This is a genomic window from Paraglaciecola sp. IT1134 (assembly GCF_058068185.1).
This window is the reverse complement of the sequence record NZ_CM176486.1, coordinates 4,572,343-4,592,504: the sequence shown is the minus strand read 5'-3', so window position 1 is coordinate 4,592,504 and position 20,162 is coordinate 4,572,343. Positions and strand designations below refer to the sequence as shown.

The following is a 20,162-nucleotide window of genomic DNA, read 5'->3' as shown; positions in this document are numbered from 1 at the left end:
GTCACTTACTAAAGTTTAAGAGCTGATAAATTCATACCACTTTTGCAAACTATAATCGTAGCTTGGCATAGCGGTGTTCCAAACGGCGACATTGCTGAAGCGATCGATGTAGCTCCCTCCAGCACGAACTTGGTCTTGTTTAACTGAAACCTTACCATCTGTGCCCTTTAGAGCTTGGGTGGCGGCTTTGCCATTGTACCAGTAGTCCCACTCGTTAGGGGCCAAGTACTTAGCAGATCGTTGCGGGTTGGCTATGTAATAGCCTTGCCTGGCAATAAAGGCCCCTGGCCAGCCAGACAGCCACCAGTTCATATAATCATAGGCTGCATCCTTCACTCGTCCCTGGGTCCTGGCGGATAAACACATAGCGCCATGCCAGCCACGATACCCTTCTTTAGGCGAAGCAAAGGTTACCGGAAGACCTTGTCCATTGAGGGCTGATACCGCGGGTGAAAACATGCTTTCGATATTCACCCTACCGGAGCGCATAAATTCAATGGACTCAGGAACCGAATTCCAGAAGCCACCGAAGTGCTGCTGTTGTTTTAAATCGATCAATATACGGAACAGTTGATCAAGTTCGACCCGGGTGATATTACCTATATCGGCAAATGCCATCAATCCATTAGCTTTTGCCGCCAGTGCCAAATCAAATAGACCAATGGTTGGATCATTAATGATCCCCACTTTGGATTTATGTTTAGGATCGAGTAACCATCCCCAGCTTTCGGTTTTATAAGGGATCCCCGGTTTAATTAAATTGGTGTTGTAGCCAAACGAATCCACGTTGTGCACATAGGGCAAAAAGCTGAGTCGTTCGCTGTGGGCTGAGCCTAAACTGTCATTGTCTTGGACATGAATAATTTTGTAAGGGGCATCCCCTGCACCCAATTTCGCCTGGGCGCTAATTTTACCGGTTTTACACAAAGAGTTGATCTCGTCCCAGTAAACGATGCGCTTTTTCTCCAGTGCCTGAATAGAGCCACTGCGCCACAAAGGCCGAATACTGTTTGACCATTGTTCGTAAATATCAAAAGAAGCAGGGGATAACATACCTTTTTGCAGTACCGCAGGGCTGCCTTTAGGATCGAATATCAGGTCGATATCCAAGTCTTGCATGGCCTGTTGACGTAATGTCTCTTGTAGGGTGACGTGGGTTCCCAAGACTCGCAAAACAGTGCGTTGTTTTGCATATACATAAGGAGCGCTGCAGGTTAAGACCGCACCTAATGCGACTTTGGACAGGGTTTTGATACTCTGTCTTTTGGTGGGTTCAGTGGGATCTGAATTGGTAATTTTCTTCCCGGATATATGCATTGTCATCTTGACCTCCCATTTGTGTAAACACAGTAAATGAGAACGTCCTTAGGTGCAATTAAACTATTGTATTAGACACCGAAGCGCAGATCACTCGGCGTAGAATTTATGCTGGAATTTTAGGGTGTGCTGCTCAAGACCATCACTTATGCTGATTTCAAAGCGATAGTTTTCTTGGTCACTAAAGGGCAATACGGCCAGGTAGTAGATTGCCTGGCCTTCAGTTACCTGGGTAAACCCCAGTTCTTTTGTCACGCCCAACAAATTCCGGGCAGAGCCCTTGATAACCACCGCTTGAGCTTCTTTGGAGTGTTTTTCAAGCACTGATATATTGATAAGGCCATTGTACTTACTGCGTATTATGCTGTATTCCTTGGCCACGGCGGGGGAAATGAAGGTGCTATTTAACGCCATATAATGCACTTCCCAATTACCTAGCAGTTGTTTCTGTTCTGCTAGGGCCTTGGGGCTTAAACACAGGCTGGCGAGCATGATCAGGATACTCGCCATAATTGAGTATCTAAAAGAAACCAATAAGATCTCCTAATAACTTCTGCACAAAAATAATCCCCAATATTACCACCATAACTGATAAATCTAACCCACCCATGTTAGGTAAAAGACGTCTTATGGGGGCCAGCATAGGTTCGGTTAACTGGCCCATCACCATATCCATCGGATTATGCCCCTGGCTGACCCAACTTAGTATAGCTCGGATAATCAAAACCCACATCATCAGCGACAAGCCTTCTTTGATGACTAAAAAGCAGGATCCCAGCAACACTGCCAGAGCATTGAGGTTGGTATTGCCAATCAGTAAATTGAGGGCGACAATTTTTAGGCCGGCCACTAACAAGGCCAGCACTAAAGTAGCGGTATCTATGCGGCCAATAGAGGGCAATACCCGACGCATAGGCGCAACAAAAGGATGGGTGGCTTTAACCACAAACTGACTAAAAGGGTTATAAAAATCTGCTCGGGCAAGCTGTAACCAGAAGCGCAACAGCACTACCATTAAATACAACTCGAACAGGGTACCGATCAAAAACTGCATAGAACTCATAAGGGATAACTTTCCAACAAAGTAGTTAAAATAAATTGGCCATTTCTTCTGCCCGTGCCACCGCTGCGCGCATTGCGTCAGAGACCAGGTTATCTATGCCGTGATTTTGCAAGTGCTCTACCGCTTTAGCCGTAGTACCACCTTTAGAGGTAACTTGGGCACGCAACTCGCTGATTTCAAGTTGGGGATTGTGACAAACCATTTCTGCCGCACCCAACATGGCTTGTTGCACCAGTAAGCGCGCGGTTTGGTGATCAAAACCTTGGTGCTGCGCTTCTTTTTGCATGGCTTCTAAGAAGGTATAAAAATAAGCTGGGCTGCTACCTGCAGCAGCAATCACCCCATTGATCAGGTTTTCGGTTCCGACCCAGGTGATCTCACCTACCTGTGACATCAGTTGTCCGGCATATTCTTTATCGGTTTCGGTCACATGATTTGATGCATATAAACCTGTCATACCTTTGCCCAAGGAACTGGGGGTATTGGGCATAGTACGAATGATATTGTTATGGCCGCCGAGCATTTCGCTTAAACGTTCAGTGCTGATGCCAGCAGCAATAGAAATAAACAGTTTACCCTGGATATCACAATTTTTGATGAGCTCGCTGCACATCTGTTCCATCAACTGTGGCTTTACCGCCAGTACCACGACTTGCGCCTGAGCAACAGCCTGGTCATTTTGCTGGCAGATGCGGATCGAAAAGTCGTTTTTCAGGGAGTCAAGTTTGGGCAGGGAAGGATTGCTGGCGGTAATTTTTTGTCCTGGGTAGTCACTGGCACGCATGCCGCTGATAATACTTCTGCTCATGTTGCCTGCACCGATAAAGGCGATATCTCTGTGTTGCATAATTATCCTGTGTTGGTCTGTCTACTAGTTAAGTCTTGGCTTGATTGCGGGCACCGAAGATAGCGGTGCCGACACGCACCATAGTCGAACCTGCTCCAATAGCAAGTTGCATATCATTAGACATGCCCATGGAAAGCGTATCAACTTGCGGGTATTTTGTCTGCAATTGTGCAAAAAGTTGCTGCATTTGCTGAAAACTTTGCTGTTGTTTGCCTGGGGAACCTTTGGCTGCAGGTATGGCCATTAAGCCCCGTAACGTCAGGTTTTGCAATCCTGACAGTGCCTCGGCGAGGGGCAGCACCTCTGTGGCCAGCACCCCGGTCTTACTCAGTTCCTGGTCTATATTGACCTGAATACAGATGTTCAATTTTTTATATGGACTGCGTTGTTGATTGAGTCTCTGGGCAATTTTCAAGCGGTCTATGGATTGTACCCAGGTAAAGTGTTCAGCCACCAAGCGCGTTTTATTGGATTGCAGCGGGCCGATAAAGTGCCACTCGATATCAGTTAGATCAGCCAGTTGCTGAATTTTTTCTATTCCCTCTTGTACATAATTCTCACCGAACAATCGGTGTCCCGCCCCATACGCTTGCCTGATATCCGATACGGGTTTGGTTTTACTTACCGCTAGTAATTTTACCGAATTTACTGGACGATTAGCCACTGAAACAGTTTGCGTGATTGTTTCAAGTGCGATTTGAAGTCGTTCTGCTATTGTGCCCATATTGCAACTTGTTTACGGAGAATATGTTTTGGATATTACCGAACTTTTAGCCTTTAGTGTTAAGAATAACGCGTCTGATTTACACCTGTCGGCGGGGTTACCCCCTATCATTCGTGTCGATGGTGAAATGCGTCGCCTGAATATTCCGGAACTGGATCATAAACAGGTGCACGCCCTGATCTATGAGATCATGAACGATAACCAGCGTAAGGAATATGAAGAAAATCTGGAAACGGATTTTTCATTTGAAGTCAAAGATTTGTCCCGTTTTAGGGTCAATGCCTTTGTGCAAAATCGCGGGGCTGCAGCGGTTTTGCGGACTATTCCGAGTGAAATATTAAGCTTGGATGATTTAGGTGCGCCACAAATATTCAAGGAAATCATTAATCAACCCACGGGCATAGTGCTGGTTACGGGAGCCACAGGTTCGGGTAAAAGTACCACCCTGGCGGCCATGGTCGACCATATCAATCGCCACAAACGTGAACATATTTTAACCATTGAAGATCCCATCGAATTTGTGCATGAAAACAAGCTTTGTGTGGTGAACCAGCGGGAAGTGCATCGGGATACCCACAGTTTTAGTAATGCGTTGCGCTCTGCACTGCGGGAAGATCCGGATGTGATATTAGTGGGGGAACTTAGGGATCTGGAAACCATTCGACTGGCGATCTCGGCGGCGGAAACCGGGCACCTTGTTTTTGGCACCTTGCATACCAACTCGGCCCCCAAAACCATCGACAGACTGATAGACGTCTTCCCCGCAGCGGAAAAGTCCATGGTGCGGTCCATGTTATCCGAATCTTTACGTGCAGTGATCTCCCAGACTTTGCTTAAAAAGGTCGGCGGGGGCAGGGTCGCGGCGCACGAAATCATGCTGGGGATCCCGGCTATTCGTAACCTTATTCGTGAAGATAAGGTGCCGCAAATGTATTCTGTGATGCAAACCAGTCAGGCCCATGGTATGCAAACCATGGATCAATGTTTACAGCGCCTGGTCGCGCAAGGTGTGATCAGTGCCCAGGACGCTGCCGGACAGTCGATAGATAAAAAACCGAGTATTAACTACTAGGGTGGGCAGGCTAATTTGTCGCGTTTACCTTTTATCATGGGATGTATCATGGATCTAACCCTTTATTTACAAGAAATGGCGGATGCCGGTGCATCTGATTTGTTTATCACAGTGGGCATGCCGGTCAGTGCCAAAATAAACGGCCAATTAAACCCAATAGGTGCGCAAAAACTGGCTCAGGAATCAGCTTTGGCCCTGGTGCACAGTGCCATGACGGACAAACAAAAAATCGAATTTGACGAAAGCAAAGAATGTAACTTTGCCATCGCACGGGAAGGTATTGGCCGTTTTCGTTGCAGTGCCTTTTGGCAGCGGGATATGCCTGGCATGGTGATCCGGCGGATCATCACTGAAATTCCTCAAGCCAGTGATTTGGGGCTTCCCGAGGTACTTAAAGACATAATCATGGCCAAACGTGGTTTAGTGTTATTTGTGGGTGCCACGGGCACGGGTAAGTCCACCTCACTCGCTGCGCTCATCGGCCACCGCAATCGGCATTCCAAGGGACATATTCTGACTATTGAGGATCCCATAGAATTTGTACACCAACATGAGAGTTGCGTAGTGACCCAAAGGGAAGTGGGTATTGATACCAGGTCTTTCGATGACGCCTTAAAAAGCTCATTACGCCAGGCACCAGATGTCATTCTTATCGGTGAAATCCGTTCCATGGAAACCATGGAATATGCCATGTCGTTTGCCGACACGGGTCACTTATGTGTGGCGACTTTGCATGCCAATAATGCTAACCAGGCGATTGAACGCATTATGCACTTGGCTCCCCCTGAGCAACATGCCAAGTTACGTTTTGATTTGAGCCTTAACATGCGCGCTATTATTGCCCAGCAGTTGGTGCCAACCATAGATGGCAAAGGACGTATGGCAGCGATTGAAATCCTACTTAACTCACCCTTGGTCACGGATTTGATCCAGCGCAATGAAACCGGCGGTTTGAAAGAAGCCATGCGCAAGGGCAAAGAGTTAGGTATGCAGAGCTTCGACATGGCTTTGTACGCGTTATTTCAACAGGGCAAGATCAGCCTTGAGCAAGCGATTCACCATGCCGACTCTCCCAATGACTTGCGTTTGATGATCAAGCTAGACTCGGATCAAGGTAATAGTTTGGGGTCCTTGGCTGATGTTTCCATTGATATGGACTAAGGACGCAGCATGTTAAAGATATACAGTCATGACGACCGCTTTATGGTCTGGCAGGTCAAACAGTGGTTGGATGAAAACAGTGTGCCGTGTTTTATAAAAAATGAATTTGCCGCCGGGGCAATGGGCGAACTGGCTCCTGGGGATTGCCAGCCAGAAGTATGGCTGGCTGACAACAGCTGGCAAAGTAGGGCACAAGATTTGATAGCTCAATTAGCGTTCACCACCGCTGATGCAGACCTTGAGTGGTTTTGTCCCCAATGCCACGAGCCCAACGCCACTAGCTTTGAAGTATGTTGGCAATGTGGTTGTGATCCTGAGCGATCCCAGTGACGCAGCACTTTTTTTTTTACGCTTGGGAAGAGGTGAAAAGTGAGCAGTAGCCAACACCACATCGAGCAGTTCATCGACTCAATTTGGTTGGGAAAAGGCTTAAGTGAAAACACCCTCAGCGCCTATCGTAGCGATCTGACCCAATTTATGCGGTTTACCCACAAACACAATCCGGGGCTGTCACTCGCCAGCGTTAGCAGTGAAGAAATAGAGTTTTATCTGGCTCACCGCTACGACCTCGGATTGTCTGCCCGCAGCACGGCGCGTTTTTTAAGCAGCTTGCGCAGGTTCAGTGCTTATCTGTTGGGCCAAGGCATCAGGCAAGATGATCCGGTGAGTGTCTTACAAAATCCCAAATTAAAACAAAGTTTGCCCAAAACCTTGTCGGAGCAACAAGTGGACGATTTGCTCAACGCCCCTCAAATCGATGATCCTATCGGGCTAAGGGATAAAGCCATGTTAGAGGTGTTATATGCCACCGGTCTGAGGGTGACCGAGCTTATCAGTTTGCGCATAGATCAACTTAGCCTTACACAAGGCGTGGTGCGGGTAACCGGCAAGGGCAACAAAGAACGCCTGGTACCCTTAGGTGAAGAAGCGTTGGACTGGCTGGGAATTTACCTTAGACAAGGGCGTAGTTTATTATTAAAGACCGAAACCGACGTGTTGTTCCCAAGTAATAGGGGCTGCGTGATGACCCGGCAGACATTCTGGCACAGGATCAAAATATATGCTGGCATCGCCGCCATCCAAGTGGACTTGTCACCCCATACGTTACGACATGCTTTTGCTACGCATTTACTTAATCATGGCGCCGACCTGCGAGTAGTGCAAATGTTGCTGGGGCACAGCGATTTATCGACTACCCAGATTTATACTCATGTGGCCACTCAACGCTTGCAGGACCTGGTTGCCCGCCACCATCCTCGGGGATAACACCTGTACAATAATGATTATTCGTCTTATCAGGTTGGTATCCAGCACGTAAAGGGTTAAAATGCCTGTCTGGGTTGTGAATTTTTTTGCCGCCCAGTCGCCATCAACTCAAATTGGAAGCAGTATGAAATACCGGATGATAATTTTAACGATAGTTGCGAGCTTTACTTTGCAACTCAGTGCGTTTGCCCAAGTCCAAAGCAATGGGTTTGATGCAGTGAAGCAGAAGCTCCAGTCTACTCTGGGCATGAAAGTTATCGCGATTGGCGACTCTCCCGTACCTGGATTGTTACAAGTGGAAACCGATAAAGGCTTGTTCTACACCAGTCAAGATGCCAAGTATTTTCTTCAGGCCAGGGTGTTTAACCTGGACGAAGGTATGCGTAATGAAACGGAATCGGCATTAACCGAAATGCGTTTGGCAGGTCTGGTAGATTTTAAAGATTCGACAATTGAATACAAAGCCAAAAAAGAAAAGTACGTGGTAAATGTATTTACCGACATTACCTGTGGCTATTGCCGAAAATTACACAACCAAATGGACGAATACAATGACCTGGGCATTACTATTCGTTATTTGGCGTTTCCGCGCAGCGGTTTAGACGGACAATCTTATCAGGATATGGTGTCTGTGTGGTGTGCCGATGATCCGCAAAAAGCCCTTACCGATGCGAAAAACGGTGGTGGTGTGTCCAGCCACGCCTGCAGCTCTAAAGTGGCTGAGCAATATAACTTCGGCCAAAGTGTTGGGGTAAGTGGTACCCCTAATATAATTTTACCTGACGGCTCTATGATCCCGGGTTATCAGCCACCTATACAGTTGTTGCAAGCATTAAAAGCGGCATCTTAGGGGCAGTGGGGTAAGGATAAACCACTTAGCAGTACGGGTATTTAACAGGGGGAGCGTTGCTCCCTTTTCATTTTATTTAACTAGCGAAGAATCCTCTCAGTGCAAATAAATCGCCGCTCCCCACAAACCGACAGCTATTTACCCGCCGATCTGCATCCTGTCATTAAACAAATATACGCCTCTCGTGGCGTAACTGCGGCCAGTCAACTGGAACGTGGCGTTAAATCTCTGTTGCATTATCGTCAGCTATCCGGCATCCAGCAGGCGGTTGAGATATTGGCAGGGGCATTGGCGGACAAAAAGCGCATTATCATTGTGGGCGATTTCGACGCCGATGGCGCTACCAGCACCGCTGTGAGTATGTTGGCCCTGGGCATGATGGGCTCGAAAAACCACTCATACCTGGTGCCTAACCGTTTTGATTTTGGGTATGGCCTGAGCCCCGAAATAGTTGAGGTGGCTAAGGAACAGGGGGCCGAGATAATCATGACGGTCGATAGCGGCATTGCCTGTTTGGCCGGTGTCGACAAGGCCAAGGAGCTGGGTATTACCGTGTTGATCACAGATCACCATTTGGCAGGTGAAACCTTGCCTAAGGCCGATGCGATTGTGAACCCCAACCAACCTAATTGTAGTTTTACCTCAAAAAACCTGGCCGGTGTAGGGGTCGCATTTTATGTAATGTTAGCCCTGCGTGCGCATTTGCGTGAAACGCGTTGGTTCGAACAACAACAGCTGGCTGTGCCTAATTTGGCAGAATTATTAGATATCGTGGCGCTCGGTACTGTGGCCGACGTGGTGCCATTGGATGAAAATAACCGAATTCTGGTGCATCAAGGGCTGTTGCGAATACGTAGTGACAAATGCCGTCCCGGCATCCAGGCTTTGATAGATGTGGCAGGGCGGGATAAACGCAAAATGGTAGCCTCTGATTTAGGTTTCATATTGGGCCCCAGGTTAAATGCTGCAGGGCGATTGGGGGATATGTCGTTGGGCATTGAGTGTCTGTTAACCAGTAGTGAAGCCAAGGCCAGGCAAATAGCGGTTGAACTAGATAGCTTAAATACTGAACGTCGTGAAATTGAAAGTTCCATGCAACAGGAAGCCATTCACGCGCTGGAGAATTTGCAGTTAGCAGAAGACGATTTGCCCCATGGCCTGGTGTTGTACCAAAGTGACTTTCATCAAGGGGTAATAGGGATTTTGGCCGGTAGAATAAAAGAAAAGTACTTCCGTCCAACCGTTGCCTTCGCCCACCACGATGAACATACCCTCAAAGGATCGGCTCGCTCCATCCCGGGTTTGCATATTCGTGATCTGTTGGAAGAGTTAAGTAGCCGTTATCCAGGGGTGATCACCAAGTTTGGGGGGCATGCCATGGCAGCAGGTTTGACCTTGCCCGCGGACAAGTTGGCAGAATTTCGCCAATATTTTGATGAGTTGGCCAAAGCCTATTTAGCTGGCAAACCCCTGGCAGGGGAGTGGGTCTCTGACGGCGAACTGGCCACCAGTGAATTGAGCATTACCTTTGCACAACAGTTAAAAGATGCAGGGCCATGGGGACAGGGATTTGTTGAACCTTTGTTTGACGGCGAATTTACCTTACTCGACCAGCGTATAGTGGGCCACAAACACCTCAAAATGATGGTGAAACATCCCAGTGGTCTGTTAATTGATGCCATTGCCTTTAACGTCGATACCAATATCTGGCCCAACCCTGCTTGCCATCAGGTGTCTATTGCCTACAAGCTGGATATCAATGAGTTTCGCAATAGAACCAGTTTGCAATTATTAGTTGAAGGCTTGCTGCTTGTGTAGGGTGCCATTTACTCCCTCAGCCGCTAGGCGGCTGTGGGGTAAATTTAGGGCCGTGTAGGCTGAATATGTTTAGCTTGGCTTGGGTATTTATCGTTTTGTGTGGCGGGCAATGCTATTATATCCTTTGGCAATTTACAGAGCTGAACAATGGCAAAAAAATCAGAAATCGATAAGTTACTCGATAAACATGAAGTGCTTACCCATTCCGAGGAACTCGTTGTCGAGTCTCATGTACAACGTAAAGAAGACCAGTGGTTTGTCAATACATTACTGGTGCAAGGTTATGATGTACCCTTTAAATTTCGCCGCAAGAAAAATTACAAAAACCTCGAGGGTGCCCGGGTTAACCTGACCTATTACCCGATAACCGAAGAAGTGGCAGGTATGCAATTCGAAGCTATGAAAGTGGTTAGAATCAAAACTTCCTAACGCCTAACATTTGATGATAAAGCCGTGGCCATAGAGCAGTTAAATGGATTTTTGTTACATCGCCGTGCCTATCGTGAGACCAGCTATTTAGTCAGTATCTTCACCCAGGAACGCGGCAAAGTTTCCGCTGTCGTCAGGGGAGTACGTGGCACCAAGAGTGACAAAAAAAGTCTGTTGCAACCCTTTCAGGCCCTGCTTATCAATGTTAGTGGCAAACACGAATTAAAAAATCTCCAGCAGGTCGAGTCTTCCGGACCCAGATTAGGTTTGGCGGCCAAGGCACTTTTTTCGGCCATGTATCTTAACGAGGTGCTTAATCGCCTACTGGCAGTGGAAATTCCCCAACCTGAAATTTTCGACTTGTACCAGCATAGCCTGCATGCCTTGACAGCAGGTGGCGAAATTGAGCCAATACTGAGACAATTTGAACTGGGCCTGTTAGATGAACTGGGTTATGGCCTGGATCTCGCCCACGACAGTGACACAGGGGAGTTACTCCTATGCGACAGTTATTATCAGCTGATCCCAGAACAGGGCTTGCGCGCGGTAACGACTACTCTTTCCTCACCCTATTGCTTCAGCGGTCAAGTGTTGCAACAGGTGGCCAGCGAACAGTGGGATAGCAACAGTTTACATTGTGCCAAACGTATCACTCGCAGCGCATTGGCCCAACTGCTGGGTAGCAAACCGCTAACCAGTCGGGAATTATTTAAACAAACCCATTTTGGATCCAAAGGGAGATAATATTGAAAGAACTTTTGTTAGGGGTGAACATCGATCATATTGCAACTCTGCGCAATGCTCGGGGTACCCGATATCCAGATCCTGTGCATGCTGCCGATATTGCAGAACGCGCCGGGGCCGACGGCATCACGGTGCACTTGCGTGAAGACCGTCGGCATATTAACGACCGTGATGTGAGCTTGTTACGCCAGACCATCAATACCCGTTTAAATCTGGAGATGGCGGTCACAGATGAGATGTTACAAATTGCCGAACAGACTATGCCCGAATTTTGTTGTCTGGTGCCAGAAAAGCGTGCCGAACTGACCACTGAAGGTGGTTTGGATGTGGCCGGTAATCAAAATAATATAACCCAGGCTTGCAGTCGATTGGCTGCGTTAGGTATTCAGGTTTCGCTCTTTATAGATGCTGATTTATCACAAATAGACGCCGCCCTTGCTGCAGGTGCACCCTATATCGAAATTCACACCGGTCAATATGCCGAGGCAAAAACCGAGGCCGAGCAACGGCTTGAGCTGCAAAAGTTACTGACTGGCGTAGAATACGCTGCGACTAACGGTCTAAAAGTGAACGCCGGCCACGGTCTGCATTATCATAACGTTAAACCTATTGCAGCCATCCCCCAGATCATTGAGTTGAATATTGGCCATGCCATTATCGCCCGGGCAGCCTTTGAGGGGTTGCACACCGCGGTAACCGAGATGAAACGCTTGATGACCGAGGCACGTGGCTTAGGTATTTGATGACTTTTTTAGCATAGTGTAACAATAGGTAGAGCTAATATGCCGATAGTAGGGCTGGGCACAGATATTGTAGAGATTGTGCGCATCGAGAAACAACTGGCACGTTCCCAGCGCTTGGCGCAAAGGGTGCTTACTGCCAGGGAATTCAGTGTGTTTAGCGAACATAAATTCCCCGCCCGTTTTTTGGCTAAACGTTTTGCCGCCAAAGAAGCGGCAGTAAAAGCCATAGGTATTGGCATAGGCAATGGCATTGGCTTTCAGGATGTTGAGGTGCGCAACTTGCCTTCCGGGCAACCTGAGCTGCATTTTTACGGAAAATTTGCCGACCTGTGCGAGCAGCTTAAAATTACCAGCAGTTTTATCTCGATTTCCGATGAGCAACGATATGCCGTGGCCACGGTGATCCTCGAATCCGTGGGTTAAGAGCCAAACAAATTGTTGATGCAACATCGGGCGTTACTGCACCAAAATAGGTCCAGTGGTCAGTTGGAAATAATATTTTGAGGTCAGTGTTGCGACACAAATGAGTGTTTAATCTAGGATATAAGTGAAGTGTTACTATCTGGCGCGTAAACTGTATATCAGTGCTATTTAGCGATTTACGCCACTGCGTTAACGCGCACAAACTAAATCAAAGGAAGTCTAATGGTTGCTATTCGCAAGGTGCATGAACCTAAACGCCCACCATTTGATGAGTGGCTCAATTCATTATCCCTGTCTGAGCACAGTAAAAGCAAATTACGTGAGATGTCCGACACCCCGGAAATACTGCTGGTGGGTCAGGAAATGGTGGAAATTCTCCATGAGTTACACATGGATGATGAAACCCTGCAAGCATCACTGGTTTACCCTTATTGCCAAATTCATGATCTGAATGACGAGCAAATCGCCGCCCAGTTCGGTGAAGGGATCCAGAAATTAATCACCGGTGTCAGGCGCATGGACGCCATAAAGTCACTGCATACCCGTGCCAATAGCAATAAAAAGAACGACGAAGTGCAAATCGATAATGTGCGGCGCATGTTGCTAGCCATGGTCGAGGATGTGCGTGCGGTGGTCATTAAACTGGCCGAGCGTATTTGTGCCTTGCAACAAGTCAAAGACGCCGATGAAGAAACTCGGGTTCTGGTCGCTAGGGAGTGCGCCAATATATACGCTCCCCTGGCCAATCGTTTAGGGATCGGCCAGCTTAAATGGGAACTGGAAGATAGGTCCTTTCGCTATTTACATCCTGAAACCTATATGCAGATTGCCCAGCTGCTCGATGAAAAACGCAGCGACCGAGAGCAATACATTGAAGAATTTGTCAGTGAATTACAAGTTGCGCTGGACGAGCAGAATATTAAAGCCAAGGTTTATGGCCGACCCAAACATATCTACAGCATCTGGAAGAAGATGCAGAAGAAACATCTGGGATTCGACCAGCTATACGATATTCGAGCAGTCCGTATTATTGCCGAGCGTCTGCAAGACTGTTACGGCGCTCTGGGTGTGGTGCATTCTAACTGGAAACATATTCCCCGGGAATTCGACGATTACATTGCCACCCCTAAACCCAATGGTTACCAGTCGATTCATACCGTCACTGTGGGCAAACAGGACAAACCTATCGAAATCCAAATTCGTACCGCTCAAATGCATCAAGACGCGGAATTGGGCGTGGCTGCGCACTGGCGTTATAAGGAAGGCACCACCAATAGCCGTTCTGGCTATGAAGAGCGCATCAACTGGTTGCGTAAAATCTTGTTATGGCAAGAAGAAGTGGCTGAGTCTGGCGACCTGGTTGAAGAGTTACGTAGCCAGGTATTTGATGATCGAGTGTATGTCTTTACGCCTAAAGGGGATGTAGTGGATTTGCCTTTGGGCTCTACCCCTTTGGATTTTGCTTATTATATCCACAGTAACGTGGGCCATCGCTGTATAGGGGCTAAAGTCGCCGGGCGCATTGTACCTTTTACTTACCAACTACACACAGGCGATCAAGTTGATATCCTTACCGGTAAACGCTCCAACCCAAGTCGTGACTGGATGCATCCTGGCTTGGGGTATGTGCACTCGTCTAGAGCTCGGGCGAAAATTCATACCTATTTTAAGAAACAGGACAGAGACAAAAATCTGGTAGCCGGTAAGGAAATACTGGAACGTGAATTACATAAGGCTGGCATAGAGTTAAAAGAAATCAATCAAGCTTGTTCGCGTTTTAATGTTAACGCGGCCGATGATTTATACGCTGCTGTTGGTGCGGGGGATATACGTCTGATGCAAGTTGTGAATTATTTGCAGCAGTTGCACGCGCCGCCACCCCTAATTGACCCGCGGATCAGGCCCAAGAAACCTCAGGCCAGTAAACATAAAAAAGACACTGTGGTGGTCGAAGGCGTGGGTAACTTATTGAGCCAGATCGCCGGTTGTTGTCAACCTTTGCCAGGTGAAGCCATTCAGGGTTATATCACCCAAGGGCGGGGGATAAGCGTGCACCGGGAAGATTGTGAACAGCTCGGGCATTTGCTTGATCAGCATCCTGAGCGGCAAATCGACGTTAACTGGGCAGGTAAGATCAGTGCAGAATTCCAGACTTATATCGAAGTGTTTTGCACGGATCGCGATGGCATATTACGGGATATAACAACAGTACTTGCCAATGAAAAAATAGGTTTATTGGCGGTCATCAGCTCCAGTGACGTTAATAAGGGTACGGCACGGATCAAGTTGACTTTAGAGGTCAAAGACTTGCGTAGCCTGTCGCGCACCATAGAGCGCCTGCAATTGTTAAAAGGCGTATCTGATGTACTGCGCCTGGATCATTAAAAAGGAGTCGCCTGATTTTTTTTCAAAACAGCAATAAAACGCCCATTAAGCAACAGGCCGATAAACAGTCTGGAGTAACGGATGGGGTATCCCCGGCTACTTTGCCCAAGCTGACAAAACTGCTGTGGGTAATGGAACAGTTACGAGACCCTGAGCACGGCTGCCCTTGGGATCAACAGCAAAGTTTTGCTAGCATAGTGCCCCATACCATAGAGGAAGCCTATGAAGTGGCCGATGCTATAGAACAGGGTGATATGGCAAAGATCAAGGATGAATTGGGGGACTTGTTGTTTCAGGTGGTATTTTACGCTCAGTTAGGTAAAGAGCAGGGGGAGTTTGACTTTGAAGCCATTGCCCAGACTATGTGCGAAAAACTCATTCGCCGACATCCCCATGTTTTCGCCCAGGGCGCTAAAGGACTTTCAGCAGCACAATTAAGCGCCCAGTGGGAGCAAATCAAGGCCGAAGAACGTTTGGCCAACGGCCAAACACCAAATCCAAGTATTCTGGCCAACATTGCCGTTGGCATGCCACCTTTAACCCGTGCCCTTAAACTGCAAAAAAAATGTGCCAGTGCAGGTTTTGATTGGCCAGATGTGGCTCCTGTGGTGGACAAAATTCACGAAGAAATACAAGAGGTGATGGATGAGGTACAAACGTCTGAACCTGATCAACAAGCCATAGAAGAAGAAATCGGCGATCTGTTATTTGCCGTGGTAAATTTGTCTCGTCATTTGCATGTCGATGCAGAAACGGCCCTTAGAAAAGCCAACAGCAAGTTTGAAAAGCGCTTTGCCAAAGTTGAAGCAGTGTTTGCCCAAAGAACAGTTAAATTGGCAGATGCAACCTTAGATGAGATGGAACAGGTATGGCAGGAGATTAAGCATACTTGAGTTTGTCAGGATCGCAGGTAAGGCATGCGCTACGCTTACCCTCATCCTGACGGATACGATATGGCGTCCGTGCCACCTCAGTGAATTTTTTTCCAGCAGTTGGAACAAAAAAACACGAAAATTGAGCTGGCTAAAATAAGCCAATTAATTATCAACGTCTTTGACCTGCAGATTTTGCCTAGGTAGTAATTTAACGCTTTTCTAGATAATCAAATGCATCAGCAATTGCTATCAAAGGACTACGTGGCTCGTAGCCCAACTCTGTTTGCGCTTTTGAGATATCGTACTCCTGTCTTACGCCGTAAAATAATCTCACCTGGCTACGAATTAGTTCTGCAGGTTTGCCGGTAACGGTAGCCCCCCACTCTAAACACCAAGCTACACAATACAGTAACCACTTTGGCACAGTTGGGGGTATGTTAACGTTAGATTTTTTTGTTTTTACGACATCGAATATTTCAGGCAGAGATGAAGACGTATTGTTGGCCAATATGTAACGATTACCTGACTTTCCTTTAATGGCCGAGGCATATATTCCTTTAGCTACATCTCGAACATCTACGAAATTAAAGAAGAAATTGGGGTTCACTAAAAGCTCATTTTTTCTAATTTTATCCAGAAATTGCATCGTATCTGTTAGGCGATTTGTATTAGGACCAATTATGGCGGACGGAAGTACGGTCACCATGCAAAGGTTATATTTTTTTGCCAGTTCCCAGGCTTTTTTTTCAGATTGTATTTTGGAACGATAATAAGCATTCGACATATCATCGTTCCAAAAACGTTCATTTAATGACTCACCATTATGCCCCACTGCTGCAACAGAACTGACATAGACTATCTTTTTCACCTTTGCTTTAGCGGCGGCTTGAAGAACAATTTCTGTGCCACCTACATTTGGCTTAACTATCTCTGTCTCTGGATCTTTAGCCCAATGTTTAAAAATCGCTGCAACGTGATATAAAACATCTACACCTTTCATCGCTTTGAACATTGCATCCTTGTCCTGCATCTGCGTATAGAAAATTTCACAATCCAAACCATCAAACATTTCAGTGTTACTTATATCCTTAACCCCCGCGCGTACTTTTTCGCCGGCCTTAATAAGTTCTCTAACAAGATTGTTTCCCAAGTGCCCATTTGCACCCGTTACCAAACATACATTACTCATATTGCTCGACTTATATAAGATTTAAAGTAGTAAGATAAACCTTGCCCCTAGGGGAAGAGTCAAGCTCTTTTTAGTCGGCTACTGTGTATCTGAAAACAGCACTTGCAGCTCTTTTTTCAAAGCGACAAGCCCTAAGTCTACTTCTTTCGCTTTTTGAATTTCCAGTTTTACTTGGGCTCTCTTTTCCTCAATTGCGGTATTGGCAAGTTCGAGAGGAAAACGGTTTTCGGCATGTTTGGCCAAAACTAAAGGTGCAATATCAGCCAATTTAAACCCTAAAGTTTGCGCTTTTTTTATCAAAGAGATAATCACAATGTGGTGCTCATTATAGATTCTGTAATTTCCAGAACGAACAATATCTTGTAAAAGACCAAGCTCCTCGTAAAGACGAATAGCCTTTCTGGATGCGCCAGTTCGCTCAGATACCTGTCCTATGTACATATAATACCGACCTATTTCCACGTTTCTATTTCGCCCTGGGCGCCTAGACATAATGAGTCCTCATGGGGTGGCCTCCACTGGGTGGCATCCACTGGGTGGCGTCCACTGGGTGGCTTCCACGAACTACACCCAAAGATGCTGAACGCCAAATATTCTTGGGGGATATTAAGGCTGGGTGCACCATTCATAAGCATAATAGTTTTGTTAAAAAACAAAAAAGTAGAGCAGCATGAGCAAACATAACATACTTTTCATTGGCCTTGATACATCCAAAGAGTTTGTTCACGTAGCCTAGGTTGAAGGCCAACATGGGGTAATATTTGTTAATCGTAGTCGGCAATCCAGCAGCAAAATTGCGATTAAAAATTCCCTCGATAATTTGAAACATTCGACCAGCTTCTTTTGATAAATTAACAGCAAATTTAAGACATTCACGATAACCAATTTTAATTCCGGCACCCTATATACCGATCCCAGTGCCGCGATCCTCAGATTATATGCTCCACAATGGTGCGCGTGCCCTAATTTGCGCTGCCCTAGCGCCTGCAAGTAATGCCTGTGTATGCAAAGGTGCTTTTTGCTCAAAGTTGCTGCTCGCTCACCCGCCACAAATTTGCGGCCTTGAGGCGGTACAACCGGCACTTAGGTCGTTAATTAGCTAAATTCGAGAAGAAATTCGAATTGGGCACAGGATTTGCTGTTACAGATATATTAACAAAAGTAAGCCGTGATTTATTTGCGGTTACTGCCCGTGGAGCTCGATGCAATGTTTTATCCGATAACGCTCGTCCTCAAATCACTCGGCCTGTTCAAGGGGATTTGGCTTTGTGTTGCCGTCAATGCGTTGGCATTGGGTGCCGGTAGCTGGCTTGGTGCTGTGTATGGGTCGCTGCTTGTTTTTCTGTTGAGTTCCTATTTCTTACTCGGCTTGGTATTTACAAGCGCCAGCGACATTCGACTGTTAAGCGCCTATTTGTGCAAAGCGAAACCCGTGCTACACAGTCAAATAGAGCAGGGGTTTACAGGGCTGCTGTTAAATATTGGCCCACAACTGCTGCGCTGGGAAAGTAACGAATATCGCTCACTGCAAATCACCACCGATGTAAATTCAGAAATTGGCCATTCGGCGCAAGAACTGCATAGTTCTGCTGAGCAATTGGCCGACAACATCAAGCACCAATCGTTGGCAACCACTACCATCGCCACCGCCGTTACACAGATTAGCCACAGCGTGGATGATATTGCCGCGCGTATGAAGGAAGCTTATCAATCAGCCAACAGTGCCAATCAGCTAAGCCAATCCAGTAGCAGCAATATTTGCGAAGTGCGCACCAATACAGAAGTGACGGCCAACTATGTCGGTACTACCTACCAACTGCTGGAGAGTCTTGATGACCATACCAAAAACGTCGCCTCTATTTCGACAATTATCGGCGACATAGCCAAACAGACAAATTTGCTGGCGCTAAACGCGGCGATTGAAGCGGCTAGAGCTGGCGAGCATGGGCGCGGCTTTGCGGTGGTCGCAGAAGAAGTGCGCGCGTTAGCGATCCGCAGCCAAGAATCAGCCGATGAAATATCGAGCAATATTTTGCAAGTGAAAGATCAAATGAGCGCTGTCAGAGACAGTATGGACAATGTAGTAACCTGTACCGAAAACTCTGTATTAAAGGCCCAACAGGCACAAGAGATGCTTGCTCAGATCGTACTCAATGCCAGCGCTGTCTCTGATCTGCTCTACGGTATATCATCCGCTACGGAACAGCAGATGGACGCAGTGCGTGAAATATCCTCGAACATAGAACATGTCGCCGTGGTTGCCGATGAAAATAGCAGCATCTCGGCGCAATCGGCCTCCATTTCAAATCACTTGCGTGATTTATGTGAACAATCGCGAGGGCAATTGTGTTGAGCTCGCTCGCACTCGGCTGCCTATTAGCTGCCGCGGCGCTAGCAATAGTGACAACACTGTTGTGGGCGTTTCGCCAACGCAATAAGCAGCGCCGCGCACGACAGAAAATAGGCGTTTTATGGCTAACCCAGCTGCGAGCATTGTTGGCTCACGTCCAGCAACATCGCGGTTTAAGCATGGGCTATGTGAATGGCCATACTGAGCTGCTCAGCCAAATCCGCAGCCTGCAACAAACCATTAAACACGACATCAGCACCATTGTAGCCGTAGACTCCTGGATGCTTGGCAACGAACGCTGGGTGAACATTCAACAACATTGGGAGCGATTACCACAGTATCTCACCACCACCACGCCTGCCAACAATCTGATGCAACACAATCAGTTGATTCAGAGTATCCTCTATCTCTTTGACGACATGGCGCAGGCCCATGAACTATTGCTGATGCAACAGCAAAATGAATCGTTACACTTAAGTTGGCGCGAATTGCTGGTCGCTGGCGAATGTATTGGCCAGGCTCGGGCCTTGGGTATCGCCACCCTAGCTAAGGCCCAATGTGACAGCGTGACAAAAATACGCTTTCAGTACCTTTGTCAGAAAATTTGCGACACCACCGCAAGTTCATGGCGACATATGCCTCCCGGTGACTTGCAAACCAGTACCGTGCAAAAATTATTGACCTGCATTAGCAAGGATATTATGCAAGACAAGCCGAGTATTAGTGTGTCAGAGTATTTTGCAGTGGCGACTCAAGCTCTTGATAGTTTGTATCTTCAGTACGACGCCATTGTAGAACGATTACGCTGACTTCTGAATTACACACAGAACGACAGAGATGAATTCATCAACCCCCTTGAAAACTAATAAAAGGGGTATAGTCACGTAAAGCTAAGTTGCTAGGGAG

21 protein-coding genes are annotated in these 20,162 nt (G+C 47.1%); 14 read left to right on the top strand and 7 right to left on the bottom strand.

The features are described from left to right. Nucleotides 1-15: 15 nt before the first annotated feature. From AC3RV5_RS20000 to AC3RV5_RS19980, 5 genes are all read right to left on the bottom strand, one after another. Complete coding sequence (locus AC3RV5_RS20000; RefSeq protein WP_489729331.1) at nt 16-1,323, bottom strand: ABC transporter substrate-binding protein; 1,308 nt, start codon at nt 1,321-1,323, stop codon at nt 16-18. 84 nt (nt 1,324-1,407) lie between these two features. Further along, nucleotides 1,408-1,857 carry a DUF4426 domain-containing protein gene (locus AC3RV5_RS19995; RefSeq protein WP_489732218.1) on the bottom strand — a complete coding sequence of 150 codons (450 nt, stop codon included), beginning with the start codon at nt 1,855-1,857 and terminating at the stop codon, nt 1,408-1,410. Continuing rightward, nucleotides 1,838-2,380 carry a YggT family protein gene (locus tag AC3RV5_RS19990; RefSeq protein WP_489729330.1) on the bottom strand — a complete coding sequence of 181 codons (543 nt, stop codon included), beginning with the start codon at nt 2,378-2,380 and terminating at the stop codon, nt 1,838-1,840. Before AC3RV5_RS19990 ends, AC3RV5_RS19995 begins: the two co-directional genes overlap by 20 nt. A gap of 25 nt (nt 2,381-2,405) precedes the next feature. Next, nucleotides 2,406-3,227: a pyrroline-5-carboxylate reductase gene (gene proC, locus AC3RV5_RS19985; RefSeq protein WP_489729329.1), complete on the bottom strand. Its 822-nt coding sequence runs from the start codon at nt 3,225-3,227 to the stop codon at nt 2,406-2,408. Between the two features lie 28 nt (nt 3,228-3,255). Next, nucleotides 3,256-3,951, bottom strand: a complete 696-nt coding sequence (locus AC3RV5_RS19980) for a YggS family pyridoxal phosphate-dependent enzyme (protein WP_489729328.1) — start codon at nt 3,949-3,951, stop codon at nt 3,256-3,258. Between the two features lie 28 nt (nt 3,952-3,979). Between AC3RV5_RS19980 and AC3RV5_RS19975 the strand changes: the two genes are divergently transcribed. The 12 genes from AC3RV5_RS19975 to mazG all read left to right on the top strand — a co-directional run bounded on the left by AC3RV5_RS19975 (nt 3,980) and on the right by mazG (nt 15,735). Next, nucleotides 3,980-5,023, top strand: a complete 1,044-nt coding sequence (locus AC3RV5_RS19975) for a type IV pilus twitching motility protein PilT (protein ID WP_489729327.1) — start codon at nt 3,980-3,982, stop codon at nt 5,021-5,023. Between the two features lie 48 nt (nt 5,024-5,071). Further along, on the top strand, nt 5,072-6,184 hold the full coding sequence (locus AC3RV5_RS19970) for a PilT/PilU family type 4a pilus ATPase (protein ID WP_489729326.1): 1,113 nt from the start codon (nt 5,072-5,074) through the stop codon (nt 6,182-6,184). A 9-nt stretch (nt 6,185-6,193) separates the two neighbouring features. Then, entirely contained in the window at nt 6,194-6,514 is a 321-nt protein-coding gene (locus AC3RV5_RS19965; protein WP_489729325.1) for a putative signal transducing protein, read from the top strand. A 39-nt stretch (nt 6,515-6,553) separates the two neighbouring features. Beyond that, the gene (gene xerD / locus AC3RV5_RS19960; RefSeq protein ID WP_489729324.1) at nt 6,554-7,450 is read left to right on the top strand and encodes a site-specific tyrosine recombinase XerD; all 897 of its coding nucleotides are present in this window, start codon (nt 6,554-6,556) and stop codon (nt 7,448-7,450) included. Nucleotides 7,451-7,574: 124 nt separating this feature from the next. Then, nucleotides 7,575-8,300 carry a bifunctional protein-disulfide isomerase/oxidoreductase DsbC gene (gene dsbC, locus AC3RV5_RS19955; RefSeq protein ID WP_489729323.1) on the top strand — a complete coding sequence of 242 codons (726 nt, stop codon included), beginning with the start codon at nt 7,575-7,577 and terminating at the stop codon, nt 8,298-8,300. 99 nt (nt 8,301-8,399) lie between these two features. Beyond that, nucleotides 8,400-10,118 (top strand): single-stranded-DNA-specific exonuclease RecJ, encoded by a 1,719-nt coding sequence (gene recJ / locus AC3RV5_RS19950; protein WP_489729322.1) that lies wholly within the window; start codon nt 8,400-8,402, stop codon nt 10,116-10,118. 147 nt (nt 10,119-10,265) lie between these two features. Beyond that, entirely contained in the window at nt 10,266-10,547 is a 282-nt protein-coding gene (locus tag AC3RV5_RS19945; RefSeq protein ID WP_489729321.1) for a hypothetical protein, read from the top strand. Nucleotides 10,548-10,571: 24 nt separating this feature from the next. Next, entirely contained in the window at nt 10,572-11,291 is a 720-nt protein-coding gene (recO, locus tag AC3RV5_RS19940) for a DNA repair protein RecO (RefSeq protein WP_489729320.1), read from the top strand. A 2-nt stretch (nt 11,292-11,293) separates the two neighbouring features. Then, entirely contained in the window at nt 11,294-12,034 is a 741-nt protein-coding gene (pdxJ, locus tag AC3RV5_RS19935; RefSeq protein ID WP_489729319.1) for a pyridoxine 5'-phosphate synthase, read from the top strand. A 39-nt stretch (nt 12,035-12,073) separates the two neighbouring features. Next, complete coding sequence (gene acpS / locus AC3RV5_RS19930) at nt 12,074-12,457, top strand: holo-ACP synthase (RefSeq protein WP_489729318.1); 384 nt, start codon at nt 12,074-12,076, stop codon at nt 12,455-12,457. A gap of 222 nt (nt 12,458-12,679) precedes the next feature. Then, complete coding sequence (gene relA / locus AC3RV5_RS19925; protein WP_489729317.1) at nt 12,680-14,842, top strand: GTP diphosphokinase; 2,163 nt, start codon at nt 12,680-12,682, stop codon at nt 14,840-14,842. Between the two features lie 131 nt (nt 14,843-14,973). Continuing rightward, on the top strand, nt 14,974-15,735 hold the full coding sequence (gene mazG, locus AC3RV5_RS19920; RefSeq protein ID WP_489729316.1) for a nucleoside triphosphate pyrophosphohydrolase: 762 nt from the start codon (nt 14,974-14,976) through the stop codon (nt 15,733-15,735). Between the two features lie 190 nt (nt 15,736-15,925). On the opposite strand, the gene AC3RV5_RS19915 is transcribed toward mazG, so the two are convergent. Beyond that, nucleotides 15,926-16,906, bottom strand: coding sequence for an NAD-dependent epimerase/dehydratase family protein (locus AC3RV5_RS19915; RefSeq protein WP_489729315.1), 981 nt, complete (start codon nt 16,904-16,906; stop codon nt 15,926-15,928). Nucleotides 16,907-16,984: 78 nt separating this feature from the next. After that, nucleotides 16,985-17,347, bottom strand: coding sequence for a MerR family transcriptional regulator (locus AC3RV5_RS19910; protein WP_489729314.1), 363 nt, complete (start codon nt 17,345-17,347; stop codon nt 16,985-16,987). A gap of 766 nt (nt 17,348-18,113) precedes the next feature. Between AC3RV5_RS19910 and AC3RV5_RS19905 the strand changes: the two genes are divergently transcribed. Next, nucleotides 18,114-19,259, top strand: a complete 1,146-nt coding sequence (locus AC3RV5_RS19905) for a methyl-accepting chemotaxis protein (protein ID WP_489729313.1) — start codon at nt 18,114-18,116, stop codon at nt 19,257-19,259. A 47-nt stretch (nt 19,260-19,306) separates the two neighbouring features. Next, nucleotides 19,307-20,065 carry a nitrate- and nitrite sensing domain-containing protein gene (locus AC3RV5_RS19900; RefSeq protein ID WP_489729312.1) on the top strand — a complete coding sequence of 253 codons (759 nt, stop codon included), beginning with the start codon at nt 19,307-19,309 and terminating at the stop codon, nt 20,063-20,065. Nucleotides 20,066-20,162: the final 97 nt, after the last annotated feature.